This window comes from Fulvivirga sp. M361, assembly GCF_007097395.1.
Classification (GTDB): domain Bacteria; phylum Bacteroidota; class Bacteroidia; order Cytophagales; family Cyclobacteriaceae; genus Fulvivirga.
Map to the genome: position 1 here is coordinate 286,925 of NZ_VKDC01000004.1, position 26,730 is coordinate 313,654.

25 protein-coding genes are annotated in these 26,730 nt (G+C 42.7%); 13 read left to right on the plus strand and 12 right to left on the minus strand.

What is annotated here, in order from left to right:
* Positions 1 to 8 precede the first annotated feature (8 nt).
* Both FNH22_RS32600 and FNH22_RS04820 read left to right on the plus strand, forming a co-directional pair.
* Complete coding sequence (locus FNH22_RS32600) at positions 9 to 137, plus strand: hypothetical protein (RefSeq protein WP_255517987.1); 129 nt, start codon at positions 9 to 11, stop codon at positions 135 to 137.
* 141 nt (positions 138 to 278) lie between these two features.
* The gene (locus FNH22_RS04820; protein ID WP_143397204.1) at positions 279 to 773 is read left to right on the plus strand and encodes a hypothetical protein; all 495 of its coding nucleotides are present in this window, start codon (positions 279 to 281) and stop codon (positions 771 to 773) included.
* An 810-nt stretch (positions 774 to 1,583) separates the two neighbouring features.
* Here the strand turns inward: FNH22_RS04820 and FNH22_RS32850 are convergent.
* The 4 genes from FNH22_RS32850 to FNH22_RS04840 form a co-directional block, all read right to left on the minus strand.
* Positions 1,584 to 1,769: a GIY-YIG nuclease family protein gene (locus tag FNH22_RS32850; RefSeq protein ID WP_370513167.1), complete on the minus strand. Its 186-nt coding sequence runs from the start codon at positions 1,767 to 1,769 to the stop codon at positions 1,584 to 1,586.
* Between the two features lie 372 nt (positions 1,770 to 2,141).
* Positions 2,142 to 4,673, minus strand: a complete 2,532-nt coding sequence (locus FNH22_RS04830) for a FecR domain-containing protein (protein WP_143397205.1) — start codon at positions 4,671 to 4,673, stop codon at positions 2,142 to 2,144.
* 3 nt (positions 4,674 to 4,676) lie between these two features.
* Positions 4,677 to 5,591: a FecR family protein gene (locus tag FNH22_RS04835; RefSeq protein WP_143397206.1), complete on the minus strand. Its 915-nt coding sequence runs from the start codon at positions 5,589 to 5,591 to the stop codon at positions 4,677 to 4,679.
* A 58-nt stretch (positions 5,592 to 5,649) separates the two neighbouring features.
* Positions 5,650 to 6,168 (minus strand): RNA polymerase sigma factor, encoded by a 519-nt coding sequence (locus FNH22_RS04840; RefSeq protein WP_143397207.1) that lies wholly within the window; start codon positions 6,166 to 6,168, stop codon positions 5,650 to 5,652.
* A 159-nt stretch (positions 6,169 to 6,327) separates the two neighbouring features.
* Between FNH22_RS04840 and FNH22_RS04845 the strand changes: the two genes are divergently transcribed.
* The 3 genes from FNH22_RS04845 to FNH22_RS04855 all read left to right on the plus strand — a co-directional run bounded on the left by FNH22_RS04845 (position 6,328) and on the right by FNH22_RS04855 (position 10,092).
* Complete coding sequence (locus FNH22_RS04845) at positions 6,328 to 7,770, plus strand: hypothetical protein (RefSeq protein WP_143397208.1); 1,443 nt, start codon at positions 6,328 to 6,330, stop codon at positions 7,768 to 7,770.
* Between the two features lie 156 nt (positions 7,771 to 7,926).
* Positions 7,927 to 9,102, plus strand: coding sequence for a hypothetical protein (locus tag FNH22_RS04850; protein WP_143397209.1), 1,176 nt, complete (start codon positions 7,927 to 7,929; stop codon positions 9,100 to 9,102).
* 39 nt (positions 9,103 to 9,141) lie between these two features.
* Complete coding sequence (locus FNH22_RS04855) at positions 9,142 to 10,092, plus strand: SMI1/KNR4 family protein (protein ID WP_143397210.1); 951 nt, start codon at positions 9,142 to 9,144, stop codon at positions 10,090 to 10,092.
* Positions 10,093 to 10,439: 347 nt separating this feature from the next.
* Here the strand turns inward: FNH22_RS04855 and FNH22_RS31940 are convergent, their stop codons facing one another.
* Positions 10,440 to 10,577 (minus strand): hypothetical protein, encoded by a 138-nt coding sequence (locus tag FNH22_RS31940; RefSeq protein ID WP_185154078.1) that lies wholly within the window; start codon positions 10,575 to 10,577, stop codon positions 10,440 to 10,442.
* 142 nt (positions 10,578 to 10,719) lie between these two features.
* On the opposite strand from FNH22_RS31940, the gene FNH22_RS04860 reads away from it, so the two are divergent.
* The 3 genes from FNH22_RS04860 (at position 10,720) to feoB (ending at position 15,273) form a co-directional block, all read left to right on the plus strand.
* On the plus strand, positions 10,720 to 12,804 hold the full coding sequence (locus FNH22_RS04860) for a S9 family peptidase (RefSeq protein ID WP_221420217.1): 2,085 nt from the start codon (positions 10,720 to 10,722) through the stop codon (positions 12,802 to 12,804).
* Positions 12,805 to 12,939: 135 nt separating this feature from the next.
* A complete protein-coding gene (locus FNH22_RS04865; RefSeq protein WP_143397212.1) occupies positions 12,940 to 13,164 on the plus strand; it encodes a FeoA family protein in 225 nt (74 codons plus the stop codon).
* Positions 13,165 to 15,273 carry a ferrous iron transport protein B gene (gene feoB / locus FNH22_RS04870; protein WP_143397213.1) on the plus strand — a complete coding sequence of 703 codons (2,109 nt, stop codon included), beginning with the start codon at positions 13,165 to 13,167 and terminating at the stop codon, positions 15,271 to 15,273. It abuts the gene before it with no gap.
* 4 nt (positions 15,274 to 15,277) lie between these two features.
* Here the strand turns inward: feoB and FNH22_RS04875 are convergent, their stop codons facing one another.
* On the minus strand, positions 15,278 to 15,880 hold the full coding sequence (locus FNH22_RS04875; RefSeq protein ID WP_143397214.1) for a short chain dehydrogenase: 603 nt from the start codon (positions 15,878 to 15,880) through the stop codon (positions 15,278 to 15,280).
* 70 nt (positions 15,881 to 15,950) lie between these two features.
* Positions 15,951 to 16,451 carry a hypothetical protein gene (locus FNH22_RS04880; RefSeq protein WP_143397215.1) on the minus strand — a complete coding sequence of 167 codons (501 nt, stop codon included), beginning with the start codon at positions 16,449 to 16,451 and terminating at the stop codon, positions 15,951 to 15,953.
* A 76-nt stretch (positions 16,452 to 16,527) separates the two neighbouring features.
* On the opposite strand from FNH22_RS04880, the gene prfA reads away from it, so the two are divergent.
* The 4 genes from prfA to FNH22_RS04900 all read left to right on the plus strand — a co-directional run bounded on the left by prfA (position 16,528) and on the right by FNH22_RS04900 (position 20,926).
* The gene (gene prfA, locus FNH22_RS04885; protein WP_143397216.1) at positions 16,528 to 17,601 is read left to right on the plus strand and encodes a peptide chain release factor 1; all 1,074 of its coding nucleotides are present in this window, start codon (positions 16,528 to 16,530) and stop codon (positions 17,599 to 17,601) included.
* A gap of 26 nt (positions 17,602 to 17,627) precedes the next feature.
* Entirely contained in the window at positions 17,628 to 19,058 is a 1,431-nt protein-coding gene (locus FNH22_RS04890; protein WP_143397217.1) for a right-handed parallel beta-helix repeat-containing protein, read from the plus strand.
* A gap of 1 nt (position 19,059) precedes the next feature.
* A complete protein-coding gene (locus FNH22_RS04895) occupies positions 19,060 to 19,482 on the plus strand; it encodes a secondary thiamine-phosphate synthase enzyme YjbQ (RefSeq protein WP_143397218.1) in 423 nt (140 codons plus the stop codon).
* Between the two features lie 142 nt (positions 19,483 to 19,624).
* Positions 19,625 to 20,926: a DASH family cryptochrome gene (locus tag FNH22_RS04900; RefSeq protein WP_143397219.1), complete on the plus strand. Its 1,302-nt coding sequence runs from the start codon at positions 19,625 to 19,627 to the stop codon at positions 20,924 to 20,926.
* Positions 20,927 to 20,931: 5 nt separating this feature from the next.
* Here the strand turns inward: FNH22_RS04900 and FNH22_RS04905 are convergent, their stop codons facing one another.
* The 5 genes from FNH22_RS04905 to FNH22_RS04925 all read right to left on the minus strand — a co-directional run bounded on the left by FNH22_RS04905 (position 20,932) and on the right by FNH22_RS04925 (position 26,145).
* Positions 20,932 to 21,471: a hypothetical protein gene (locus FNH22_RS04905; RefSeq protein ID WP_143397220.1), complete on the minus strand. Its 540-nt coding sequence runs from the start codon at positions 21,469 to 21,471 to the stop codon at positions 20,932 to 20,934.
* A 69-nt stretch (positions 21,472 to 21,540) separates the two neighbouring features.
* Positions 21,541 to 23,958, minus strand: a complete 2,418-nt coding sequence (locus tag FNH22_RS04910; RefSeq protein ID WP_143397221.1) for a bifunctional UDP-N-acetylmuramoyl-tripeptide:D-alanyl-D-alanine ligase/alanine racemase — start codon at positions 23,956 to 23,958, stop codon at positions 21,541 to 21,543.
* A 29-nt stretch (positions 23,959 to 23,987) separates the two neighbouring features.
* Positions 23,988 to 24,731: a superoxide dismutase gene (locus FNH22_RS04915; RefSeq protein ID WP_255517988.1), complete on the minus strand. Its 744-nt coding sequence runs from the start codon at positions 24,729 to 24,731 to the stop codon at positions 23,988 to 23,990.
* A gap of 203 nt (positions 24,732 to 24,934) precedes the next feature.
* On the minus strand, positions 24,935 to 25,801 hold the full coding sequence (locus tag FNH22_RS04920; RefSeq protein WP_143397222.1) for an N-acetyltransferase: 867 nt from the start codon (positions 25,799 to 25,801) through the stop codon (positions 24,935 to 24,937).
* A complete protein-coding gene (locus tag FNH22_RS04925; protein WP_143397223.1) occupies positions 25,801 to 26,145 on the minus strand; it encodes a tRNA-binding protein in 345 nt (114 codons plus the stop codon). Before FNH22_RS04925 ends, FNH22_RS04920 begins: the two co-directional genes overlap by 1 nt.
* Positions 26,146 to 26,250: 105 nt before the next feature.
* Here FNH22_RS04925 and FNH22_RS04930 point away from each other — a divergent pair, with 105 nt between their 5' ends.
* A complete protein-coding gene (locus tag FNH22_RS04930) occupies positions 26,251 to 26,664 on the plus strand; it encodes a hypothetical protein (protein ID WP_143397224.1) in 414 nt (137 codons plus the stop codon).
* Positions 26,665 to 26,730 lie beyond the last annotated feature (66 nt).

The following is a 26,730-nucleotide window of genomic DNA, read 5'->3' on the forward strand; positions in this document are numbered from 1 at the left end:
TTAGTACAATGAACAACACACTAGAAAGTCAACTGCTTTTCGCACAAAACGCTATCGTCAACGCGCTCAACTACAAAGAGATGAAAATTCTGCCTGCCGAATTCGGCTACAACGAAGCTCGCTTAAATGAAGTTTAAATACCTGACCCTGTGGCTTGGAGGTAGGGTTCTATGACTTTCAGCAGAAGGTCTGCTTTAAAGACAGTTTGTTACATTATTCGTAAATATCAAAACACTTGAAAACACAATGGGTTCTATTTACAAGTTGTGCTGTATTAAATGAAGAAAGAGTTAATCATATCAACTGACCATACTTTGGGCGGTTCTCCTCGTTTAGAGGGAAGGCGGTTGGACGTCAGACACGTGATATGGGGAATTACAGAATTTGATCATGGGGACATGCAATCCTATCAGGATAATTTTGAAGTTACCACTGATGAGATCAGACATGCAATAATGTACTGCAAAGATCAGATCTGTGAATTACAAGATGTTCCTCAATCCTGCAATGGTTGCAGCAAAAGGTTCAGAAAAGATACTGAAACCTGGGAAGAATACTTGAAGGAAATGGGAGGAATAGAAAATATTGAAACAGACGGTGATCCGATCATTACATTAGGGGGGGATTCAATCCTACCTGGAGAATTAGAAGATCATAAGAAAGATTTTGAGGGAGTGAATAGTTGGGAAACCGCCCGGAAACTACACCTGAAATTAAAAGATCAACTCAACCTGCCCGCATCATATGAACAGATAATTGATGAAATAAATTGAAAAATATCGGTACCCAAACATTATGTAAAAATGCCCCCACCAGAACATTTGTAATGTGATCTGTCATAGTTTAAAAAGGTGGTAAATTATTCCATTTGCCTTAGCAAAGAACGCTACAGCATCGTCCTGAAAATAATGCAAGGCTGGTAGCATTAAAAATGCCGAAATGAAAGGGAATGTAAGCTCATAAGCTTTGCTGAAAATCGGCACGCTTTACAAAAGCACGCCAGCGGGGTTTCTTCTATTTAAGTTTTTTCAATAATTCTTTAATAAGATTTTCCTTATTTAAGTTTTTACATATTTTCTTAATTAAGAACTGCATTTGATTAAAAATCAAGGAAAGAACAATCTGCGAGTCAGTCAATTGGCAGAGATTTAGGGTGAAAAAAGCGTAGCCCATCTTCCGAAGTCTTACGGAGGGCAGCAGCCCCTCATTCAGGGGTTTTCATATTATCGCAATTAGCTTTTCATTTACAAAGTCATCTCGCAAAGTAGTAAAGACATCTTACCATGTAGAAAGAATGTGGCGGACTTGCTATGGGGCAAAGATTTCTTCGCTTTGCTACGAAATGACTAACTCATAATAATGCGCATATAAAATCCGGAAGTCATCTCGCAGGGATCCTTTCAGCAGCAAAGACCATCTGAGAATGCTTTAACGACCTGAATGTTAAGTTTTACCATAGGCATCTTTACCCTGCTGCAAATCCATACCGATGACTTTCTTGCATTAACGAGCTGTCACATCAGGGTGGGGCGGCCAATCCGTTATTTCATTATTAAGAAAATACCAATCAGGATTTTGAGTAGCTATGAGCGCTTCTTTTTTAGCACGGGTCCAATTTTAATTTCCTTTTCTCTTTCAATGGCACCCATCGCAGTATGATGCTCTTCGAAATAAATCAGGTGATAACAGAAATACCTTCCGGCTAAAGTTTTCGAATGACCACGATTTAAATAATGTTCAATTATTCTGGACGCTAAATCATTGGTCATCCCGGTGTACAATACCTTTTTCTTCGGATTCGTTACGATATACACAAAAAACGATTTCACGATAATGAATATAGACTTTGACTTGCTTTGCTGCAAGGATTCCTATGGATGACTTCGTGGTTTTAAGAACGATTCTGCGCATTTAAGTCATGCCGCAGGCAACTTTGCCATCCTTACAAATATCGAATAGTTTCTTGAAGTACTGCTTTCTTTATGGTAAAGATCACCTCCAACTGGTCCGCTTTTGCAAAGCGGATCAAGCAGTGATCCCACACAGAGATCGCCAGCATTTCCAATGCGGGTTTTAGAAACTCCGTACATCTTAAAAAGTATGACCTGCTTTTCGTATGCCTCTCTGGCAGCATAAAAAGCCTACCAAAAAACCCTGAAAACAAAATTAGGTGTAATACCCAATGAATATATCCGCGTATCAATGAGCTCATTTTCCAATGAAGGCGTGGTGCGGAATTCACGATTGAGCAGGTTTTGCCGGTCGTAAAGATTGAACACCGAAATGCCTGCACGGTACTTCACATTCTGATTTTTATTCAAATGAAATTCATAAACCGCCGACAGGTCCAGGCGATGGTACACGGGAAGGGTGGCTTCATTGATCTCGTCATACACTATGGTGAGAGGGCCGTTGCTGTTGTCACTCTCCGTTACATTGGTGAAGGATTTACCGGTATGCCATTGCCAGCCGAGAGACAGGTGGAGGTTCCCAACGTCATAAAAATGGGACCATTTAATGGTGTGTTCGATGTTCCAGTTACCAGGAAAGGGCTCATTATCATTGAGCCCAAAGAACTTATTTTCCGAAAACAAGTACGAATACCCCAGCCAGGTTTTGTATTTATTGAACTGCCGCTTGACAAAAAGATCTACCCCCTTAATATCACTCGCTCCTATCCTGTATTCATTATCTACCGGGTTGAGAAAACCAAACGTAAGCGAAGTAATGCCATCGATCCGTTTGAGATAGGCCTCTGCATCAATAAGCCAGTTCTTTTGATCGAATAAAACCCCTGATGTGAACTGGTAACTGTCGATGATCGGGAAATTATCGTCAGATGAAAGTGTCCAGACCTGGTTTTCAAGGGACAGGTCACTAACTACTGACTCCCGGATCTGGCTTACGGTCTGACTCCTGTACTCCATAGAGGCTGTCAGGTGCAGTGCATCTGACATCGATTGTTTGACCGAAAGCCTGGGCTCGATAAATACTTCATCAAGGTCCACATAGGTATTACAGCGGATCCCTGCCACCATCCTTGTCTTTTCGGTTGAAAATTCATATTCCGCATAAATGGCATGTGTAGTAAGTTCAGCGTCATCATCGTCCAGCACCAGGTTATAAAGTGGCGTTCTGTTCTCAAAAGCATACTGTATACGGTTATGAGAAAACTGGTATCCTGATAAAAATGTACTCCTCTTTGACAGAGGAAAAGCAGCATTTACATTAAATCCGTTATCCCTGACACGATTTTTTTTCGAAGCTATGTCCGTAGTATCATTTTTTGTGCTTTGGAACTCATAATTCAACTGATACCGGGTAATGTAAGCATCTATATCCAGTTGAAATTTTTCCGCACTGTGTTGCCATCGCAAGCCATAGCCTTCATTTTCTGTTTTTAGGATATCGTTAAACCTCCGGTCCTGGTCGGTAGAAGCAAAATCCAGATCATCCTTACTATATAGCATATTCATAGTGAAGAGGTCTCGCTTTCCGGGGCGGAAAATGACTTTTGTATTATAATCGTTGAAGAAAAAGTTATTGTCTGCCTGTTGATTATCTGCGTTTGACCCCTGAACAATTTTCGTGTTTTGAAAGACACGGTCGGAGAACTGATGATATGTGAAGGTTTCCAGGTAGTCGTTGTAAGACCTTCTGCCGGAAAGCTGGACCGAAAGCTTGTCCCTGACCAGGGGTATATCTACATAGGCATCTCCATAGATCATATTGAACCCCGCCCCGCCGGAAATTTTCTCCACAACATCTTCACTGCTCTCAATATCGATCACGGAAGAAACACGGTCGCCATATTTGGCGCTTGTCCCGTTTTTAATGAAAGTGACTTCTTTGGTGATATACGGGTTGAAGGCTGAAAGCATCCCGAAAAAATGTCCCTGACTATACGTTTTTATCCCGTTCCATCGCACCAGATTGAAGTCCGGCGAACCGCCCCGAACAAAAATGCCCGAAGCTGTTTCAAAAGGACTGCTTACTCCCGGAGCCTGCTGCAGGCTTTGCAGCACATCAGGCTCTACTAGCCCGGGTAAAACCTTCAGCTCTTCCGGCATTATCCGTAACAATTGGTTTCTTTTGGATATGCCTACAGCCATATAGTCACTAATGACCACCCCCTCTAACACAGAAACGGAATCGGCCAAGGTAATGCCTAAACAGACTACATTGAACATTTCCCGGGCCTTACTTCGCCGGTTGACATACCCTAAATGATGAATGCTTAATTCCTCCTCATAAGGGACCGCTTCCATTTCAAAATAACCCGAGTCATTTGTGACCATACCCGTGCCGGACTGCACGGCCAGTACAGTGGCCCCGGCCAGTGGCTGCCCATCTTCACTTAAAATGTAAGCACAAATGTCAATGCGGTCTGCCGGGGTGAAAGGGCGTATTACGATATAGCTTTTATCCACCCTTTCAAATTTCAGGTGGGTCTGTTTTTCCAAAAGAGGTAAAATGGTTTCTTCAGACCGTGACAGTTCAACACTTAATGAAACCCTTTTATCATAGATCAACTGATCGGCAAAGGAAAAGCTGATGTTATAGCGTTGTTCCAGGTCGGGTATTACGTCGCGTAAAGGCCGATCCTCAAATTGCTGGGAAAGGCAATAGCATTGCACACCAAAAAAGCATATCACCCAGCAAAACAACTTCATAAATCAATCCTTCAGCAGGACGGTTCCGTCATTCCTGATTTCGTATTCGATCAGCAAAGCCCCCATTACAACATCCAGTGCTACGTTCACATCGCTATGTGGAAAACTCCCGGTATAAAGCTGTTCTGCCGGTAATTGATCATATACAAAGTCCACATTGAACTGATTTTCCAGAGCCATTAACACATATTTGACCGGCATACTTTTAAAACGACTTTCACGGGACGCCCAGCCCGGAGCGTTCTCTTTTATTACGGATAAAGACTCCGAGCCATCCAATGACCTGAAGTGGTCACCCGGTTTCAGAATGTGCTCACTGTGAGATGTTACTACTTTTACTTTACCTTCATAGCATGTGACTGTCAGCAGACCGTTCATGGACTGCACATTGAATTCCGTGCCCAGAACACTGACCTCACCATGACTGGTGCTTACCGTAAATGTGTTACCCGATGCCACTTTAAAATACGCCTCTCCAGCCAGCTCAATTTTTCTTTGCTCCTGCCAGTTTTGAGAGTTATAAACCGCCTCGCTCCGGGCATTTAACCGCATGTCCGAGCCATCGGGCAAGGTGATCGCCATTTGTTCGCCATAGTCTGTGCTCACCAGTGTATCCCGTGTGTAGAAATAAAAGAAACAGGCCAGTAGTGTGACCGTAGCCGCAATACCATAGCCCCAAAGCTTAACCGTTCTGGCATGCGATGCCTCGCGTGTAGCATTAGTAGCCTGCCTTCCTGATTTAACCCGGGACAGTATACTGTCCGTATCAAACTCCTCGGCCATAATATGACCTGAAGCCTTTACGATCTTCTGATAGGACCTGTAGTCATCACTGGCTTCAAACTCCTTTCGCTCCTCTTCCGTCAGATCGTTATTAAGCCACCGGGCTAAAAAAGTATCGTCTCTGTTTTCGTTCATTTTCTACTGGTCTTGTAGGTGTAACGTTTATCGGTGAAGATCACCCTACCCCCTCTGGCTAAAGATCACCGATCCGGTCTTTTATTTTTTTCAATGCTTTATGCATAAGTTTCTCCACGGCTTTGACTGACACTTCCATAATTTCAGCTATTTCCCTGTAGGTCTTTTTCTCCACCCTGTTCAGCAGGTATGCCGCCCGCTGTTTTTCAGGTAATGACGCAATGGCATCCGTCAGTTTTTCCATAAATTCCTTTTCGAGGATCTGGTATTCCGGAGACTCATTGTTCACATTATTCAGCTCCACGGCCTGTTCACGATACCTGAGTTTTACCTGGTCGTGCCTTTTAACGCTCACAAAAAGATTAGACGCCACCGTGTAAATAAAACTTCTGGCCTTTTCCAGGGGCACTTCGGCGCATTGCTGCCAAAGTTTGGAAAAGGTCTCCTGGACAATGTCCTGGGCCTGCTCACGATCTCCAAAACGGTAATATAAGTAACTGGCAAGTGACTTTACCTGGTCCTTGAAGAAGGCATCAAATTCTGATTCATCGCACAGCGTTTTTTTAGGATCAGGCATAGGCTACATGAAAGGGTTTAAAACTATCGGTTTTTTCCTTCTTCACAAATCTTAAAAAAATATTTGAACAGGGGGGTAGGGTATTGTTTCCGTAAGCGCGTTTCATGTCCGAAGTGGGAAAATGCCATTTCTGATTTTTTAAACAAAACCAATAGAACAATGAAACTTATCAAACTATTCGGATGCCTTTTTATTGTGTCCTTCCTGTCGCAATCCTGCGATCCGGAAATTACCCCCTGCCCTCAACCGCGCTTTACGGTAGAAGTGGGTAATAGCCCTAACCACATTATTGCCACTGCCGATTTTGAAGGCATTGAGGATGTAGTTCATAGTTGGTACATAGATGATAACCTTGTAGAAACGATAGAGCCGGGAAATAACCGAAGCAATAAATTTGACGCAGACCTCTCTAAGGCCGGCACCTATCGTATTTGCCTTAAAGTGGAATCAGAGGAGTGTGACGAAGCTCTAGAATTCTGCCTGGAAGTAAAAATCGAAAAAGACGGACCAACGGATGAAGACTGTTTTCAGCCTGAATTCCAAATAAAAGAAACCGACAGGCATGACGTCTTTTCATTTCATGCTGATTTCGACGGTATGGATACCCTGGTGTACAGTTGGTACGTGGATGACCTTTTGGTAGAAACGGAAGAACTTAATGATAACAGAGATAACAAACTATTATGGGATTTTGACCCGGGTCAATATACTATTTGTATGGTGGTTCAGTCGGATGTTTGTCCGGACAACCTTAAATTCTGTCGTGAACTTACTGTAAAGGCTGCGGATTGCCCTGAATTATCCTTCGTTGCAAATGAAGACCCTGTAAATGTCTACACCTTTAAAGCTGACTTTGAAGGAAAAGAAGCACTACAGTATAAATGGTATATCAATGATGACTTGGTAGACCAGGAAAATACACCCGGTAGCGAAACTGACCACCAGCTTTACTGGCAGTTTGGCCCGGGAGAGCACACGATTTGTATTGTAGGTATATCCGACCAATGTGAAAAGCTGGAATTCTGTAAGCAGATCGTTGCAGAAAACCCTGAAGGATGCCCGGACCTTTTCTTCCGAAAGGAAAAGATAAGTGACAGAAACTATAAGTTCTTTGCTGAATTTGAAGGGATCAATGACCTGCAGTGGTACGGCTGGTTCATCGACGGTGAATGGGTAGAAGATGAAAGTACCGCGAAACAGGGGGATAATATCCTGGACTATGTGTTCACGGAAGGTACGCATGAAATATGTATCATGACAGAGACACCGGATTGTCCACGAGGCACAGAATACTGTAAAACCATTGATGTAGTATTTGAGCAGTCTTGTAAAACACTCTCTTTCACCGCCAAAAAAGAAGCCGACGCCCCTGCCTACACCTTTACTGCCGACTTTGAAGGTCGTGATGACGTGACTTACATATGGTCTGTTTCTGTCAATGGAGATCCTGTTGGAAAAGAAGTCCGTGAAGCCGGAAGTAATGATGATCATGCGTTTTACTGGCAGTTCCAGCCTGGTGAGGAGTACCTGGTTTGCCTGAAGCAAGATGGTGTGGAGTGCTCCAACTACCAGGTGTGTAAAGAATTTATCATTACCCCTTGATCTACTCACGCTATGTCATGCTCCCTATCGAATATAACGTATCCGAGAGCTCAACAGGGCATGTCATAGACAGGAAGCCGTCCGTAACGTCGCGACGGCTTCTTTTCATTTATTTTTTAATAGTAATTTTATGGGAAGGTTATGTAAGTTAAAGTGATGACAAAGGTTTTCCTACATATCGTGATGCTGTGCATGGCAGGATGCTGCATACTGTTCCAGTCCTGTGTGGATGACGACCTGGATTTTCCTGAAGGTGAATCGATCGATATAACAGAAAGCCTGGCGCTGAATTCCTTCCTGAATGCCATTATCACTGAAAGCATAAACCTGAACCAGGTGGAGATCATCTACCCTATCAACCTGGCATTTAACTCCAATGTAATCATAGAGATCACCAGCGACGAAGGGTTGTTGGAATCCATCAGAAGTCAATCCAATACTTTACATATCACGGGAATAGAGTTTCCAGTCGCACTGATAAGTGACAACAAAACATTTACCCTGGAAGATGAAGCTGATTTTATCAATCTCCTGGAAGAAATAGACCTGCAAACTATCCGAAAGGACTTTGACGCTACATTCAGGAACTGCTTCAACCTGGTATATCCGGTTACCCTGATCAATGCAATGCAAAAGGAGGTCAATATAGCCACGGATACCGAATTAAGTACACTATTTCAGACCGAGGGCACTACGTATCAGCCAAAATTTGTATTCCCCATCCGCCTGTCTGTCTTTGAATCAAACACAGAAGAAGTGATCAACAGTAATTTTGACCTGTATGAAGTAATGAACAACTGCGACGGCTGTCCGGAGCTTGCTTTTACGGTAGAGCCATTAACTACCACCCGATACAGCTTTCAGGCTGATTTTCCGGGGATCAATACCCTGCCTTCTTATGACTGGTTTATCGATGGAAATTTTGTAGAAAGCGATGGGGTCATACACCAGGGAGATAACCAATTGACGGAGACATTCACTCCCGGTGAACATGAGATCTGTATCAAAGCACAAACACCCGATTGCGCGTTGGGGACATCCTTTTGTCGTCAATTGACTGTAAAAGACCCATGCCCGCAACTGTCCTTTGTCAAGGAAGGACAAGAACGCTTTTTTACTTTTACAGCAGATTTTGCTGAAAAAGACGAAATTATCTATGAATGGAGGATCAGCATAAATAATGACCCGATCACTTCAGAAGTGGAGGGGCCTGACGGAGATAATATGCTTTCTTTCCAGTTCAACCCGGGCACTTATGAAATTTGCCTTTTTACTGAAACGGAAGAATGCCCGCAGGGAACAAGTTTTTGTATTGATTTAGTAGTGGAATGATGAGTTGGCAAGGAGAAGGACTTTGTATCTTGTTTGTAAATGTTTAGAAAGCCTGAAAACGGAATGGTTTGTTTAGCATGTTGTAAAACACATGTGAAGACCGGATTTCAAATAATATTGCTAACAGGCTTATTATCATTTCTTGGATGCAAAGAAAAGACAGAATCGAGTATAGCATCAACCACATTAGAGCTTGATGACTCCACGAAAGAAAAGCTTAGGAATGAACTAAAACGAGACTCAAACAGACCATTTGATTCTGAATGGATAAGGACTACAAATTTAGAAAGAACTATTGTAGATAAATATGGATTCGAAGGCATCAAACTGGTTTTTGAATACCGAAATAGTAAGAATTACTATGATAAAGGGAGTTTCCCATCTGATTGTCCCTGGTATTCGTTAAACAGTCTTTCAATCAAAGAAAGTATAGAGAAAAATTTTGAGCCAATCAGGGCCAAGCTACCTCTTTTAATTAACTCTCTTAAGGACAGGTGTGAATTCATTTATGCGGAAAAAAAGAACCAAGATTGGCATTTGCATTATTTTTTGCGAATGAAACTTTACAATGGCGGGAACTATTATCGCATTTATACAGGAGGGCCTCCTAAAAATAATATCAAGCCAAATTCCAATCTGCAATCTTTTCAATGGGAAATTCCGAATGATTTAAAAGAGTTTTATTCCATTCATGATGGTTTTGGTGAAATTTATGATGCGAATTTCATCCTTAGCTCCAAGAATATTGAAGTAATGGGAGAAAGGATGAATCCAATAGTCAAAAAACTTGGGGTTACACCAGAGGACTATTCTTTCAATGACTTATTAGAATTTTTCCCGGATGGTATCGGTAATACCCAATGTTTTATTCGATCTAAAAAAGATAATATCAAAACTGTTGACTGGGATCATGAAGTTTGGAAAATTTCCAATGTCATTGGGTTTTATGATTTCATAAATGAAAGAATGAGTGAAATTGATGAAGAATAGAAACATTTTACCTCCAGCTGGTCCTAATTTTATAAAGAGGACTAAAGGGTAATTCCATACCAAGACAGCCCGTATAAATGTGGGTTTTAGAACTTCAATACTCTTTTACAAAGTATCACCACCCTCTTATTTTGGGGTCGGGTCATATGGAAAAGTTTCTTGGTGATGAAGATGTTCTTGGGGTGAAAACGATTTCCGAATTGTCTGATAGAACCCCGGTACAGTTCAGATTCAGCGGGATTCATAAACTTGATAAATACGAATACTTAGTAAGAATAGGAGAATGAACGGAATAGAACAAAGCCTATAAATGAACCGGGAGATAGCTTTTTACTTCATCCATAGACCTAACCTCCACAGCCCAGACTCTTCTTTAAATCACGATCAGGAAGGCCTCCAAAACCTTCGCGGACAGACCGGTCTTCCGTTTCTTTTACCTCCTCTTTCTTCGTTTTTGCTGATTCTTTGACTTTCTTCTTACTCATAACCAGGGCACCGTTCAAATAATAAAATCCTGACCTCACAGGTTGTACGTTTATTAATAACGATCATTGTAGTATAAGAGTTAACCTTAACCACATTGTAATGAGCCATTCAAAAATCATCTTTATCTGTTTTGTATGCCTTATGTTTGCAGGCTGCAATCAAAAAAAAGAACACGTGACCGATAAGCCCATTCCTCCAAAAGCGGAAAAAATTGACAAAGAGTTAGTAGCCCATGGACAAACCAGAATGGACCCATATTACTGGCTCAATGACCGTGAAGATGCTAATGTGATCAGCTACCTGGAAGCTGAAAATGCTTATACGGATACCATGATGAAACATACTGAAGTGTTTCAGACCAACCTGTACAATGAAATAGTAGGAAGGATCAAACAGACGGACGAATCTGTACCCTACAAATCGAACGGTTACTGGTATTATACCCGCTATGAAGAGGGTAATGAGTATCCCATCCACTGCCGCAAAAAAGAGACCCTGGAAGCCCCTGAAGAGGTGATGTTGAACGTAAATGAAATGGCTGAAGGCCACGAATACTACCAGGTGGCAGGCCTTAATGTAAGCAAGGACAATAAATTACTGGCATTTGGGGTGGATACGGTAAGCCGCCGCAAATACACGATATATGTAAAAAACCTTGAAACCGGGGAGCAGTTGGACCTGGCCATTAGCAATACTACCGGAGGTAGTACCTGGGCCAATGACAACGAAACACTTTTTTACACACGGAAAGATGCTGAGACCCTCCGGTCAAACCAGGTATTTAAACACAAGTTGGGTTCTGCTAACCTGGGTGAGCTGATCTTCGAGGAAAAAGATGAAACCTTTTATACGGGAATATACAAGACAAAGTCAGACGAGTTTCTCGTGATCTGGTCAGGCAGCACGCTTACCAATGACTACCGGATTTTAAATGCGAATACACCGGATGAAGAATTTAAGCCTTTTTCACCACGTGAAAGGGGTCTGGAGTACTCCATAGAGCATTTTGAAGATAAGTTTTATGTGGTGACCAACTGGGAAGCCCAGAATTTCCGACTAATGGAAACCCCGGATAATGAAACCGATAAAAGTAATTGGAAAGAGGTGATTGCCCACCGGCCCGACGTGTACATGGAAGGCATAGAGGTCTTTAAAAAATACATGGTGATCGAGGAGCGTGAAAAAGGCCTTACCCAGCTTCGGATCATTGATCAAAAATCCAAAGAGGAGCATTACCTGGATTTCGGTGAAGAAGCTTATACCGCATACATATCCATTAATCCGGAGTTTGATACTGAGCTGCTACGTTATGGATATACGTCTATGACTACTCCGAATTCTACCTATGACTATCATATGGAGACAAAGGAAAAAACGCTTCTGAAACAGCAGGAAGTTGTGGGTGGCTATGATGCATCAGCTTATGAAACGAAACGGTTGTATGCCGAAGCAAGAGATGGTGTTCAGGTACCTATTTCCCTGGTTTACAAAAAGGAATTAAAAGGAAATGAGGCCAGGCCAACGCTGCTATACGGTTATGGTTCTTACGGGGCCACTATTGACCCAACGTTTAGTTCAGTACGATTGAGCTTACTGGACAGAGGATTTGTTTTTGCCATTGCGCACATCAGAGGAGGTCAGTTGCTGGGCAGACAGTGGTATGAAGATGGCAAAATGTTCAAAAAGAAGAATACATTCAACGACTTTATAGACTGCGCGGAGCACTTAATTGAGCAGCAATATGCGGACAGTGAAAACCTCTTCGCTATGGGAGGCAGTGCAGGAGGGCTTCTGATGGGGGCCATAGTCAATCAAAGGCCTGACCTGTGGAAAGGAATAGTAGCTGCCGTACCCTTTGTAGATGTAATGACCACCATGCTGGATGAAAGCATCCCACTCACTACCGGCGAATATGATGAATGGGGGAATCCCAATGAATTAGAGTCTTATGAATATATGCTGTCATACTCTCCATATGACAATGTGGAGAGCAAAGCTTATCCGAATATGTTGGTCACTACCGGACTGCACGATTCACAGGTACAATATTGGGAGCCTGCCAAATGGGTGGCCCGATTACGGGATATGAAAACGGATGACAACCGGTTACTTTTGGAAACAAATATGGAAGCAGGTCATGGCGGCGCTTCCGGAAGGTTCCAAAGGTATAAAGAAACAGCGCTGGAGTATGCCTTTATCCTGGACCTGGCCGGGGTCACAGAATAGACCCGATGTCAGTAAAAGCTTAATTACTTGATCAAAATCAGTTTTTTACAGTATTGGATTTAAGAGAGAACGTTTGTTTTAGTTGACATAACCGCATATCTTCGCATTGTTTATAATCAATCTAAATAAAGGGATTTGAAGACGAAGAGCGTAGTAGATCTTAAAGCTGGAGAAAGTGGTATAATCAGTGGATTTCTCGATGATACGTTGTCTTTGAAACTCCTGGAAATGGGCTGTCTTCCGGGGCAGTCTATTAAATTTAACTTTGCAGCTCCTTTCGGGGACCCAATCTGTGTAAGTGTAGCCGGCTATAATCTTTCCCTTCGTTTGGACGAAGCTGTCACTATTTCCATTCAGTAAATGGGCGACAAAGCAGTCAGGAGAATTGCCCTTATCGGGAACCCTAATTCTGGTAAATCATCCCTTTTTAACCATCTGACTGGTCTCAATCAGAAAATAGGGAATTTCCCGGGGGTTACTGTAGACAAGAAAAAAGGGTACTGCATGTTGGACGCTTCTACCAAAGCCGAGATCATTGACCTGCCGGGTACCTACAGTATCTACCCTAACTCTACGGATGAAAAAATTGTATTTGACATTTTAGGAGACAAGAACAGTGCCTTGTACCCTGACCTGGTAGTGGTGGTGGTAGACGCCTCTAATTTCAAACGGAACCTGCTCCTGTTTACACAGATCCATGATCTGAACATCCCTACCGTTCTCGCCTTAAATATGATGGACCTGGTGAAAAAGACAGGACTCAATATTGACCATAAAAAGCTTGAGGAACAGCTCTGCATACCCGTAGTACCTATAGAGGCAAGGAAAGGAAAAGGCCTGGACGCATTGAAAAAGGCACTAAAAGGTCAATATAAAACAGAGCGCAAACCCATCTTCAATGCACACAGCCATGCGTCTGAAGCTATCGAAAGTGTTAAGAAGATCTTTTCTTTGACCGAAGATTACCGGGCGTACCAGCTGCTACAGCAGCACCGCATCAGCCAGGGGTTGCAGGAAAACGAAAAGAACCTGTTAAGTGACATTGCTGAAAAGCATGCATTTAAAAAAGATGAGCTCAGGAGGACGGAGACTCTGGAACGATATGCCTCCATTAATGACTTTATTCAAGGGGTAGTAAAAGAAAGTTCGGCAATACTTCCCAAACGCTGGACACAAAAACTAGATAAGCTATTTACTCATAAGATATTAGGCTACCTCATCTTCATGAGCATCTTATTCCTGATCTTCCAATCCATATTTGCCTGGGCAGAAGTACCCATGGACCTGATCGATCTGGGCTTTTCCACCTTTAGCGCCTGGCTTGGTCATGTATTACCTGACGGAGTGCTTACAGACCTGCTGACAGAAGGTATTGTGCCTGGCCTGGGCGGGATCATTATTTTTATTCCTCAGATCGCTATTCTTTTTGCCTTTATCTCCATCCTGGAGGAATCCGGTTATATGTCCAGGGTAGTGTTTCTGATGGATAAGATCATGCGGAAATTTGGTCTGAACGGCCGAAGTGTGGTACCCCTGATCTCCAGTGTAGCCTGTGCCATCCCCGCTATAATGGCCACACGTACCATTGACAATTGGAAAGAACGGCTGATCACCATATTTGTCGCTCCGTTTATAAGCTGTTCGGCGCGTTTACCCATCTACACGATCATTATAGCCCTGATCATTCCCGATGAACCGGTACTCGGGATCTTAAACTTACAAGGCTTCGCGCTAATGGGGATGTACCTGCTAGGCTTTTCAGCAGCGTTCATTTCAGCAGCAGTGATGAAGGTTATCCTTAAAACGAAGGAACGAAGCTTCCTGGTGATGGAACTTCCTACCTATAAAATGCCGCGTTGGGGTAATGTAGGTATAACCATGTATGAAAAATCCAAAACGTTTGTATTGGAAGCAGGTAAGATCATATTGGCCATAGCTATTATACTTTGGGTATTAGCCTCCTATGGTCCGGGAGATCGTATGAAAAATGCACATGAAGTAATGGCAAACCAGTTTCCTGGTTTAGATGCTGTGGAATTAGAAAGCAAAGTGGAGGCATATCGCCTTGAAAACTCCTATGCCGGAATATTCGGCAAAGCCATCGAACCGGTAATTACTCCCCTTGGGTACGACTGGAAGATCGGAATTGCATTGATCACTTCTTTTGCTGCCCGTGAGGTATTTGTAGGCACCATGGCCACTATCTACAGTATCGGAGGAGTAGATGATGAATCCACCATAAAGCAAAGGATGGGGGCTGAGATCAATCCGGATACCGGCTTGCCCCGTTATGATTTTGCTACAGGATTTTCTTTACTGGTATTTTATGCCTTTGCTATGCAGTGTATGAGCACACTTGCCATCGTATACCGGGAGACCAAGGGTTGGAAATGGCCTTTGCTACAACTGGGGTATATGTCAATGGTGGCTTATCTATCGGCACTGTTGGTGTATCAATTATTTTCGTAAGGGTTCAATCGTAAATTCTTATTATTTCTCCATTGCCTTTCCCCTGGATGCTCCTGACATAAGCGTTGACTGTTTTTTCCATTGAGATTGGATTGTGCCCCGGAAAATAATCTTTGTATTTTTCATAGGCGTCCTCTACTACGCCCAGGGAAACGACATTGACCCGGATCCCATTTTCTATTTCCAGCGCAACGGCCTGAACAAAACTGTGTATCCCGCCGTTGACCATCGCAGCACTGGTCGTCTTAACCACCGGATCATCTGCCAGGATACCGGTAGATAACGTAATAGAACCTTTTGGATTAAGGTAATTTTGCCCGATCCGTACCAGATTGACCTGACCCATTAATTTACTTTTCAATCCGATGTAATAGTCTTCTTCCGTTAACGCACTAAAGTCGGCCCATTTTGCTTCACCTGCTATACAAACGATGGCATCTACATGGCCGGTTTTCTCAAACATGGCACTTATTGAATGGCTGTCGGCAATATCAACAATAACATCTCCACTCGTTCGCCCTGCAATGATCAGTTCGTGATGATCAGCGAAGTGAGCAGCTACTTTACTTCCTATCGTACCCTTCCCTCCAATAATCACAATTTTCATAACATCTTTATTTATTATCAACAAACATTTCCAGGCTCTATACCCTTAGCTCTATGCACTCTGCTCATACTCACAGGCTAAGTACTACTTTTTTCTTAGCTATTCTAATCAAAAGAAGTGCTCTCGAACTGTCGCGCCCGACGGGTTTGGAATAGATAAAAAATTCATCACCGTCTTTCTGTATGTTATCATCCGGTGCAGATCTCTCCGGGGCATAGGCGTAGGCAGACCATATTTTTAACTCCGTAGGTGTGAGCCCCGTCGAATCGGTCATTGTTAACACTTTTATGCTTGTCTCATCCTCTTTTTTCCATTGGTAAGCGCTATCTGACTCTATTTTTTCTGCCATGGACTTTCCCATGGCCAACGCCTGCCGGAAGATCTCATGTTCACTGATCTTCCTGATCTCACGTTTGTCCATTTCTTCACGCAACGCCTTACGTTGGTCTTCCGTCAGGCTGGTATTACATGCTGTCAGGCCGGCGATCCCCATAACGACCATTATAAGACGTCGGACTAAAGTGCCGGAAAGAAGGTAACGGCGCATATTCAAGGGTAAGGTTCTCATCATATTTACCTTAATGAAATGCAAAACTATCATTAAATGGTCCCTATTGCTTAGTTTTGTAGGATTAATCTTATCTCATATGATTGAAAAGCTGGAAGATATAAAGCATCGTTTTGAAGAAGTAGGCCAATTGATAGTGCAGCCGGATGCTATGGCGGACATGAAAAAGTATTCTCAGCTTAGTAAAGAGTATAAGGACCTGGAACGGGTAGTTACCAGGTACAACGCATATACAGATGTACTGTCAAACATAGCCAGCGCTAAAGAGGTCTTGAAAACGGAAAAAGATGAAGAGTTTCGTGAGATGGCTAAAATGGAGCTGGACGAACTGGAGCCACAGCGCGAAGCTATGGAAGAGGAATTAAAACAACTGCTCATTCCCAGGGATCCTAATGACGACAAAGATGCTATTCTCGAAATACGTGCAGGGACCGGCGGTGATGAAGCAGCCATCTTTGCCGGTGATCTCTTTCGCATGTATCAACGCTTCTGTGAAAAAAATGAACTCAAGCTAACTGTACTGGACCTGACGGAAGGTTCCAGTGGCGGGTATAAAGAAATAGTGAGTACCGTAACAGGTACAGAGCCTTACGGGACGTTAAAGTTTGAATCAGGGGTACATCGTGTGCAACGGGTACCGCAGACGGAAACCCAGGGTAGAGTACACACTTCTGCTGCTACCGTGGCCGTACTGCCTGAAATGGATGATGTGGAGGTAGAAATTGATATGAATGATGTCCGGAAAGATACGTTCTGTTCTTCCGGTCCCGGAGGGCAATCTGTTAATACCACCTATTCTGCCGTACGTCTGACACACGCGCCCACCGGTCTGGTAGTGTCCTGTCAGGACCAGAAGTCGCAGATCAAAAATTTTGAAAAAGCCCTGAAAGTACTTCGTTCAAGGATCTATGAGCTGGAGCTTGCAAAACATAATGAGGAGGTAGGTGCACAGCGCAGGTCAATGGTAGGTAGCGGAGACCGCTCCGATAAAATCCGGACGTATAACTATCCTCAAAGCCGTGTCACTGATCACCGCATCAACTACAGCCAGCACAACCTACCGGCTGTCATGGATGGTGAGATAGTAGAGTTCATCGAGCAACTCCGGATAGCAGAGTCAGCAGAGAAAATGAAAGAAGGAGCAGTGGAATAAAAGCTTTCCCACACCGTTAACACATTATGTTGAAAAACCTCTGTCTATATCTGGTATTGGCCATAGCTTCTTTTGTGGCCTGCACCCCTGAAGCTGAAAAATTCACATTTGATAGTGAAGCTTTCCTTCGGTTTTCCACAGATACTATTTTTTACGATACCATTTTTACCCAGGTGGCCCCACAAATAAAGAATGTCACCAAGCGATTTCGAGTATTCAATGACAATGAAAAGGCCGTTCAAATCAGCCAAATTGCACTGGCTCAAGGGTCCAATTCTGCCTACACGGTTTTTGTTAATGGCCGTGGCGGATCGCTGTTTGAGGACGTCCGATTACTCGGGGAAGATAGTTTGCTGATACAGGTGGAGGTAAGTATCGACCCCAGAGATGAAGGCCTTCCATTTATTGTAGAAGATGAACTGACGTTTTTAACCAATGGCAATGAACAAAAGGTACAACTCGTATCCTGGGGGCAGGATGCCCACTTTTTTAGAAATGCCATATTACCCTGTAATACCACATGGACAGCCGATAAACCCTATGTTATTTTTAACAGCATACTGGTAGACAGTCTTTGCACACTCACCATAGAAGCGGGTACCCAAGTATTTTCGCATAACAGCTCATTTATCCTGGTGCAAGGCACTATTGATGTTCAGGGCACGGCAGACCAAAAAGTTACCTTTCTTAACGACCGCTTTGACGATGGGTTTGAAAATGCTCCCGGGCAATGGGGAGGCATTGTTTTTCTACAGGGTAGTGACAATAACAGGATAGAGCATGCTGAAATACGAAATGCTGAAGTAGGTCTGTACCTGGGCACACCGGATGACGATACGGACCCCGACCTGATTGTAGGGAATACACGCATTGAAAACATAGGGGGTAATACCGTGTTACCCATTGGCGGGGATTTTGTACAGCCTGGGTTTGGTATAATAGGCATAACTTCTGACATGTATGTCTATAACACTCTCATTAACAACTGCTCGGAAAATGCACTGGGTAATTATGCAGGGGGCAACTATCGATATGAGCATTGCACCTTTGTCAATTTTGGGTTCTCCTTTTTGCGAGAGCAGCCCACCGTAGTTTTGGCAAATAACTTACTGCTATCCAGTAATACCGCTCTTGTGATAGACCTGAACGTGGTCATGAAAAATACAATCATCTGGGGCAATCTGTCAGAGGAACTTTTAATTAGTGAAAATCAGCAGGCCGCCGTTACACTTGACCTGACCCATAACCTGGTAAGAGGAACCAGCGAAAGGCTTGACGAAACAAATATTCTCAATGAAGACCCTCGCTTTTTCGATCCGCGGGATTTTGGTTACAGCCTGGATACATTATCTCCGGCAAAAGATGCCGGTACAGACATTGGTATTCTGTTTGACCTGGAAGGAACACAGCGCGATGCCATGCCAGACATCGGGGCATTTGAAAGAATAGAAAACTGATATGTACTTCTATCAAAAAGAAATTCGGCTAAATGCTCATCCACGAGGATTCCATCTCATTACCAGTAATGTGTTAAAGGCTATACCTGAAATAAAAAATATTGAACAAGGCCTCTTACAGGTATTTATCAAACACACTTCTGCCAGCCTTACCATTAATGAAAATGCAGACCCAACGGTAAGAACAGATTTTGAAAGTCATATTAATCAGATGGTTCCCGAAAACCAGTCCTACTATAAGCATACTTTTGAAGGCGCTGATGATATGCCCGCCCATATTAAGGCTTCATTAATGGGAACGTCAGTAAATATCCCTATCACTAATGGCCGGCTCAACATGGGCACCTGGCAGGGCATTTACCTTTGTGAACATCGGGACTATGGAGGTGAAAGAAAACTGGTGATCACCGCCATGGGTAATTGATCCGGCGACTTCTGTTTCACGAGTATGTCTACTGATTCGATGGGTTGATGCAGTTTTACGTAAAAGGTTATTATAACTGTAAAATAAACCTCTCAAACAGGCTTCCGTGCCAACTATTTGCTCTTTGAATGGTTCTAATAGCATGAGTAAGGCGATAGTGTGGTTTAGGAATGACCTCAGGATCAAGGATAACGAGGCATTATGGAAAGCATGTCAAAATGGGAATGAAGTCTATCCTGTTTACGTATTTGATCCTCGATATTTTGGCACGACAACACTCGGTTTTGAACGGATTGGCAGTTTTAGAGCTCAATTTTTACTGGAAAGTTTAGAGGGGCTGAAATCTAACCTTCAAAAGATAGGAGGGGATCTTATCATAAGGCATGGTAAGTGTGAGAAGGTTATTGCCGAACTGGTAGATACACTGAAGATAGATCAGGTATATTGTGGTAAAGAGGTCGCCCATGAAGAGCAACAAATGGCAGATAAACTGGAGGAAGAATTGATTAAAAAGGGTATTTCATTAATCCAATGCTGGCAAAGTGCTATGTATCATGAACAGGATGTGCCATGGCCTATCAAACAAGTACCGGATGTGTTTACATCGTTTCGTAAAGAATCAGAGAAAACGGTGGAGGTAAGAGAAGAGTTTAAAGCACCAACCGCCATTAACTACCCGGGAAATGTAGATCCGGGAGTGCTACCGGAACTATGTGCATTTCGATTACCTAATGAAAAAAGACATAAAAACGCAGTTCTTGATTTTAAAGGAGGAGAAAAACAGGCCTGGAAGCGACTCAATGACTATTTCTGGAAAGATGATCTTTTGAAGACCTATAAAAACACCCGCAATGAACTCATCGGTAAAAACTATTCTTCTAAGTTCTCACCATGGCTTGCACTGGGGTGTATCTCGGCCAAATCAGTCTATCATGAAATCAAAAGATACGAACAGGAACGAGTGAAAAATTCGTCCACCTACTGGTTGTTTTTCGAACTTTTATGGCGAGACTTTTTCAAATTCATGACAAAAAAACATGGAAAAAGTATCTTCTTGCTCACTGGTATTACCGGCGACGCTCCTCATATGGAGGACAACCTTGAAAGCTTTGAGCGATGGAGAAGAGGGGAAACGGGTGAATATTTCGTGGATGCCAATATGACAGAACTTAATGAGACCGGGTATATGTCAAATCGTGGTCGTCAAAATGTAGCCAGTTACCTGGTGCATGACTTAAAAGTAAATTGGACCTGGGGCGCTATGTGGTATGAAAACCGGCTTGTGGATTATGACCCCAGTAGTAATTGGCTAAATTGGGCTTACATTGCCGGAGTGGGTAACGACCCACAGAAGGGTAGAAAGTTCATACTGGAAAATCAAGCACTGAAATATGACCCTCAGGGAGAGTATGCCAAACTTTGGCTAAAGACTGTTCACAAGTGACATAGCTAAAATACACGGGTAAGCCGGTAATAATCGGACATGGTAATCCGAAATGCCTCACGTGCCACAGGGTCTTCCAAAAACGGAGCGCCATCCGGTAAAGTGAATTGATAGTTAGCCATAATCCCTTCATATAACAAAGAGCTGAACTCGAGCATGTTATTTTTATTCATCGCATCCAGCTGATGCACTCCGGCTTCGCCACTTTCAGTATGGTGCCATTGTATAGTCAGTGGCTCATAGTTTTGTAGAAAAGTATTGGGTTCTAATAAAATATATGCCTCATCCTGTAAGTAATTTATTACAATGGCCGGGTTAAGAAGTGGTAGAGAATCTCTTTGCAGCCGCGATTTAATCCGAAATATATTGAATTTGGCCGCTTTGTTCTCTTCCAGGTCATAGTAAGACTGTCGCATATTCTTGAAGAATATCTCCGTGTCATCGCCTGTTTTAAAGGTGAACTTACTACGGTCTATCCCTTTGTCTTTATCCAATTGACAGGAAAAAAGAGTCGCTATACTTATAAACGTCCATGAAATTCGCATAAGAACAAAACAGATATGAATAGCATTATGTTGAAGGTACAAGTTTTACCCCGTTATTATTTCAGCAAATTACTCCGAGTAATACACGCGTTTCACACGTTGGCTAACATTGGTAAGGATTTCATAGGGTATGGTACTTGTCTTATCGGCCAGCTCACGAATGGAAATATTATCTCCGAAGACCTCCACCTCATCACCTTCCTGTACGTCAATGCCTGTTACATTAACCATGGTCATATCCATACACACATTACCCACCACTGGTGCCCTGGACCCATTTATCCATACTTCCCCTACACCATCACTTAAAATACGGGGAAAACCATCTGCATAACCAATGGCAATAGTGGCAATAGTGATCTTTTCCTGCGCCACTCCTCGTCGCCCATATCCAATAGTATCTCCGGGCTCCACAGTCTTTATCTGAGAGATCACCGTTTTTAATGTGCCTATCAACTGTAGATCATCCTGCCTTAAACCATTAGACTCTAACCCATAGAGACCGATACCTAACCGCACCATATCAAAATGATATTCGGGAAATCTTAAAATACCGGATGAATTGACCAGGTGTCTCACGGGATTGATCTTTAACTGCCGGATGATCATCTGACTTAATTCGTTGAATGCACCAGCCTGCTGATGAGAAAAACTGTTATGCACATCGCTGTCTGACCCGGCCAAATGACTGAAAATACTTTTTACTTCCAGGTTTGGATGCGTCTTTAATATGCTGATCAGCTCGTTTATGGTAGAGGTATCAAAGCCCAACCGCCGCATCCCGGTATCCAGTTTAATGTGTATTCCAATAGGTTCTTCTCCTATAAAATCCAGTAACTTACCAAGAATTGAAATACTGTATACCTCAGGCTCAAGTTGGTACGTCTTAAGCTTTTCAAAGCTTTCCATACTGGGGTTCATTACCATGATCGGCAAGCGTATCCCCTGTTGACGTAATGTCACTCCCTCATCTGCATAAGCCACGCCCAGGTAGTCAACCTGATGATACTGCAATAAATTTGCTATTTCAAAACCCCCGCTACCATAGGCAAAAGCTTTGACCATCACCATCATTTTAGTATTATCTCCTGCCTGTGTTCGATAAAAATTCAGGTTCTTGGTTAAGGCATCCAGGTTAACCTCCAGTACGGTGCCATGTATCTTTTCTTCCAGGAGTTTTACCAGACGTTCGAATCGGAAGTTACGGGCCCCTTTAACCAGGATAGCTTCGTCCTGAAATTGATGGCTACTAATGCCGGCCATCAGCTCATCGGTAGTAGTGTAAAAACATGCATTGGGAGGAAATTTGTCCCGACACTTTCCAATCTGTTCTCCTACCCCTATAAACCGGTCGATCTTAAACGCGGCTAACATTTCAGCTACTTGTGTATACAAGGGCTCATGATCACTACCGGACTGCAAAATATCAGAAAGGATAACCACTTTCTTTTCTCTCTTCCCCTGATGTTCTAAAAAATCAAGAGCGGTATACAGACCTGCCAGGTCATTGTTATAGGTATCATCTACCAAATAACAGTTATGCGTGCCTTTTTTTAATTCCAATCTCATTTTAACTCCTTCCAAACGCTCCAGGCCTGCCTGAATAATATCGGCACCTATATCAAAATAGAGCAGGCATGTAATGCAGTGCATTACATTTTCCACGGATGGTTTGTCTTTGAAAGGAAGATGAAAATCATAGGACCTGCCATTACAGTCAACGGACACTAGATGGTCTTCTTCCCTGGTAATTCTAACATCACTGTTCTGGTGGCGCCCCCAGGTAAATCCTCTTGGGCTTAGTTCTGCATCTATCAGTGTATGGTCTTTGCAGTACACTACTACCTCAGCACTTTTAAATAGCAATGCTTTTTCAGCTACTTTTTGTTCGTGGGAGACAAACCCTTCATCATGTGCCGGACCTATGTTAGTGAAGATACCAATGGAAGGCGCTATTATCTTTTGCAAATGTGTCATTTCACCGGTTTGCGAAATGCCAGCTTCAAAAATGGCAACTTCATGGCCTTCTTCTATTTGCCATACGGAAAGAGGAACACCCAACTGCGAATTATAGCTTCTTGGACTTTTAACTACATTCCTGACAGGACTAAAAAGGCGATACAGCCATTCTTTAACAATGGTTTTTCCATTGCTTCCGGTAACGCCAATCACAGGAAGGTCGAACTCACTTCGATGAAAAGCAGCTAAACGCTGTAAGGCCGTTAGTACATTTCTTGCACAAAAAACGTTGGCATGATCCGGTAGACTTACAGGCCGTTGGACCACGAAGTTACGCACCCCCTTTTCATAAAGGTTTGTCACATAGTCATGACCATCGTGATGAAGGCCCGGAATAGCGAAAAACACACTACCCTCCAGCGGAGTAGATTTCCTGCTATCAGTAACCAGGTATTTGATGGCAATATCCCGGTCAAAATTCAGAAATTCGCCCTCAGTAAGTTGCGGCAATTGCCCAAATAGGATCATGCTTAAAGATACCGATCCATTCTATTATTTCAGGCTTTTGATCGTTCTTCCACCTTTTGCCAGTGAATGATATCCATGATATTATTGAGATAATCACCACGTTTGTTCTGATAGTTCAGGTAATAAGCATGTTCCCATACATCAATACCCAGCAGTGGGGTACCCTGCATTTCAGCAAAGGGCATTAAGGGATTGTCCTGGTTAGGTGTAGTGGTCACCTTCATGGACCCTTGTCCATCCTTGATCAGCCATACCCATCCTGAACCAAATACAGATTTACCTCCACTGATCAAAGCACTTTTAAGTTCATCTACCGAACCAAAATCCTGATCGATTTTAGTAATGAAATCAGCAGAAGGCATGCTTCCTCCCGGGGTCAAACTTGGCCAAAAGAGTGAATGATTGTAGTGACCTCCACCATTGTTTCTAATACCATCTGGCAAATTCCCGTCTTCAAAAAGTTCTTCAAAGCTGCTCATTGGCTTATTGGCAGTTTCCAGTGCAGCCTTTAATTTGTTTACATATCCCTGATGATGTTTGCCATGATGTATTTCCATCGTAGTAGCATCTATGGTTGCTTCCAACGCATTGTAGTCATAAGGCAGGTCTGGCAATTGAAGTAGTTCTTCAAAATTTGATACTACATCTTGTTCAGCTGTTTCTTCCGTCTCATTACCGGATTTAGAAGTACAGGCCGACATAATGACAGATGGCGCCACTCCTGCCGCCAGCGAAGACGTAGCCAGTGTTTTTATAAAAGATCGTTTTTTCATGAATAAGTTGGTTTAGGACAATGTACAGGAAAGCGTTCAGTTCATATTGATCTCATGAAGGTAAGGCATAAGCACTTTTTTATCAACCTCAATCCTTTAAAAATAAGTTAGTGAGAAAAGCTTGCATGGGCCGGTTAGAAATTATTTTGATTAACCAAGCGCTCTAATGTCCGGCGTGAGATGAGTTTTGATCATGGAGTATGTTATAATTTCAACACCATTTCATATTGGTTGAGCTGGTTTTGAAATCCAAGATTTTCAAAGAAGTGATGCAGACTTGTATTCTTTTCAGATATATTAAGTACTGTAAAATTATGCTTTCTACTGGTATGTAGCACTTTTTGTACCATGCTAGACCCTATTCCTTTACCACGAAACATTGGATCGACCCCAATTTGGTTGATCCGGCCAAAGGCAGGCTGATAAATGATATAGCCCATACATTGACCTTCTTCCTTTCTGGCTTCCATGACATTGATATTTGGCAAATTTTGCTCTATCATTTCCCGGGAGTCAAGGAAGGAGGGGTCATGATCTGCAAAAGGGGCATAGGTCTGCCATAATGGTCTCGGCACATCTATATAAGAGACACCTTCCACCTTCTTTTTCCTGATCGGTTTGATCAGCTTATAGCATTTGAAAAAATCACATTTTTCAAAGCCCACAGACTCATATGCCCTGATGGCTTTATCGTTTGTGGTAAGCACCTCCAGGACACTTTGTTCTATACCTTTTGTATGGAAAATGGGAAGAAGGTGATCGTACATTGCTGCAACCAGCCGCCGCCCACGGTATTTAGGACGTACTCCTGTACCTCCATTATAAGCGGTAAGGACACCTTTATAGTTATTAATGGCGGTGAATATGAAGGCAGCAAGACCCCCTCCTTCATGAAAGACACCGCATGAAGACTCGAAGGAAATTTTAAGTCGTTGAACGAACTTTTGTACAAATTGCTCTTTGGTAAGTTTAAAGGGAACACTATAATCGGAAAATGAATCGAGAAATGCCAGATAGATGTCTGTAAGTATTCCCGGGTCAAGAGCTTCTATATGGAAGGTTTTGTTCATTATATCAATCGTGCTCCGTTTGGAACATCACCTTTATCGTCCGGCCGTGCAAGAACGATATGACCATCGGCATCTGCAAAACCCGTGATCAGCACCTCAGACATGAACGGACCGATCTGCTTCTTCGGAAAATTAACAACACATATGACCTGCGTGTTCATCAAATCCTCCTTAGCATAGTGATAGGTAATCTGGGCACTGGATTTTTTTATTCCCAGGTCACCTCCGAAATCTACGGACACCTTATAGGCAGGCCGACTTGCCTCAGGAAACTCCTCTACATTCACGATAGTACCTATTCGCAGTTCTACCTTATCAAAATCACTCCAGGTTATTACTGTCATTGTATAAATTTTTGTTAAAATATGTAAATTATAGTACATGGCGAACCAGTGATCGAAACAATTTGATAAGTAGTTCGTATATTTAGTACCTCTCAAGAGAGCTGTATGAAATCGAATTACTCGAAGCTGTTTCTAGCACATATTGTCTTTGCATTTTTAGTCATGTTCAATCCTGTTCAGGTATATGGACAGGAGGGTGACTATTTTTATGAAGATGAGGCACATGAAGACCAGGCGAATGAATCAGCGATTATGAGCCCTGATGAGCATTATGTGGTAAAGGAAAAATCCAACACCAAAACTTCACGCCCTGCTTCAATAAAAGAAAGCAGTAAAAACGCAAAAACCGCTGCAGGCAAGAAAAATACTCCTCCGCTACAAAAACCAAAGGAAGCGCCTGTTGTGAATGAAGAAACCCAGGAGATGTCTTCACCACAGGACACAGAATCGCCACTTTCTTTTAATTTCTTGTATTATATTATTCAGAAGTTCAAATTTTCTGACGTCATTGACGAATAGTAATCTGTCAATTGTGTGTCAATCTGCTACCTTTTATAAAATAATAACAAAAGGATCATCGGATAT

What these genes read in the sequence shown, in the direction of transcription:
- FNH22_RS32600 (WP_255517987.1), top strand. Translation starts at nt 9, where the DNA reads ATGAACAACACACTAGAAAGTCAACTGCTTTTCGCACAAAACGCTATC.
- FNH22_RS04820 (WP_143397204.1), top strand. Translation starts at nt 279, where the DNA reads ATGAAGAAAGAGTTAATCATATCAACTGACCATACTTTGGGCGGTTCT.
- FNH22_RS32850 (WP_370513167.1), bottom strand. Translation starts at nt 1,769, where the DNA reads ATGACCAATGATTTAGCGTCCAGAATAATTGAACATTATTTAAATCGT.
- FNH22_RS04830 (WP_143397205.1), bottom strand. Translation starts at nt 4,673, where the DNA reads ATGAAGTTGTTTTGCTGGGTGATATGCTTTTTTGGTGTGCAATGCTAT.
- FNH22_RS04835 (WP_143397206.1), bottom strand. Translation starts at nt 5,591, where the DNA reads ATGAACGAAAACAGAGACGATACTTTTTTAGCCCGGTGGCTTAATAAC.
- FNH22_RS04840 (WP_143397207.1), bottom strand. Translation starts at nt 6,168, where the DNA reads ATGCCTGATCCTAAAAAAACGCTGTGCGATGAATCAGAATTTGATGCC.
- FNH22_RS04845 (WP_143397208.1), top strand. Translation starts at nt 6,328, where the DNA reads ATGAAACTTATCAAACTATTCGGATGCCTTTTTATTGTGTCCTTCCTG.
- FNH22_RS04850 (WP_143397209.1), top strand. Translation starts at nt 7,927, where the DNA reads ATGACAAAGGTTTTCCTACATATCGTGATGCTGTGCATGGCAGGATGC.
- FNH22_RS04855 (WP_143397210.1), top strand. Translation starts at nt 9,142, where the DNA reads ATGTTTAGAAAGCCTGAAAACGGAATGGTTTGTTTAGCATGTTGTAAA.
- FNH22_RS31940 (WP_185154078.1), bottom strand. Translation starts at nt 10,577, where the DNA reads ATGAGTAAGAAGAAAGTCAAAGAATCAGCAAAAACGAAGAAAGAGGAG.
- FNH22_RS04860 (WP_221420217.1), top strand. Translation starts at nt 10,720, where the DNA reads ATGTTTGCAGGCTGCAATCAAAAAAAAGAACACGTGACCGATAAGCCC.
- feoB (WP_143397213.1), top strand. Translation starts at nt 13,165, where the DNA reads ATGGGCGACAAAGCAGTCAGGAGAATTGCCCTTATCGGGAACCCTAAT.
- FNH22_RS04875 (WP_143397214.1), bottom strand. Translation starts at nt 15,880, where the DNA reads ATGAAAATTGTGATTATTGGAGGGAAGGGTACGATAGGAAGTAAAGTA.
- FNH22_RS04880 (WP_143397215.1), bottom strand. Translation starts at nt 16,451, where the DNA reads ATGATGAGAACCTTACCCTTGAATATGCGCCGTTACCTTCTTTCCGGC.
- prfA (WP_143397216.1), top strand. Translation starts at nt 16,528, where the DNA reads ATGATTGAAAAGCTGGAAGATATAAAGCATCGTTTTGAAGAAGTAGGC.
- FNH22_RS04890 (WP_143397217.1), top strand. Translation starts at nt 17,628, where the DNA reads ATGTTGAAAAACCTCTGTCTATATCTGGTATTGGCCATAGCTTCTTTT.
- FNH22_RS04895 (WP_143397218.1), top strand. Translation starts at nt 19,060, where the DNA reads ATGTACTTCTATCAAAAAGAAATTCGGCTAAATGCTCATCCACGAGGA.
- FNH22_RS04900 (WP_143397219.1), top strand. Translation starts at nt 19,625, where the DNA reads ATGAGTAAGGCGATAGTGTGGTTTAGGAATGACCTCAGGATCAAGGAT.
- FNH22_RS04905 (WP_143397220.1), bottom strand. Translation starts at nt 21,471, where the DNA reads ATGCGAATTTCATGGACGTTTATAAGTATAGCGACTCTTTTTTCCTGT.
- FNH22_RS04910 (WP_143397221.1), bottom strand. Translation starts at nt 23,958, where the DNA reads ATGATCCTATTTGGGCAATTGCCGCAACTTACTGAGGGCGAATTTCTG.
- FNH22_RS04915 (WP_255517988.1), bottom strand. Translation starts at nt 24,731, where the DNA reads ATGAAAAAACGATCTTTTATAAAAACACTGGCTACGTCTTCGCTGGCG.
- FNH22_RS04920 (WP_143397222.1), bottom strand. Translation starts at nt 25,801, where the DNA reads ATGAACAAAACCTTCCATATAGAAGCTCTTGACCCGGGAATACTTACA.
- FNH22_RS04925 (WP_143397223.1), bottom strand. Translation starts at nt 26,145, where the DNA reads ATGACAGTAATAACCTGGAGTGATTTTGATAAGGTAGAACTGCGAATA.
- FNH22_RS04930 (WP_143397224.1), top strand. Translation starts at nt 26,251, where the DNA reads ATGAAATCGAATTACTCGAAGCTGTTTCTAGCACATATTGTCTTTGCA.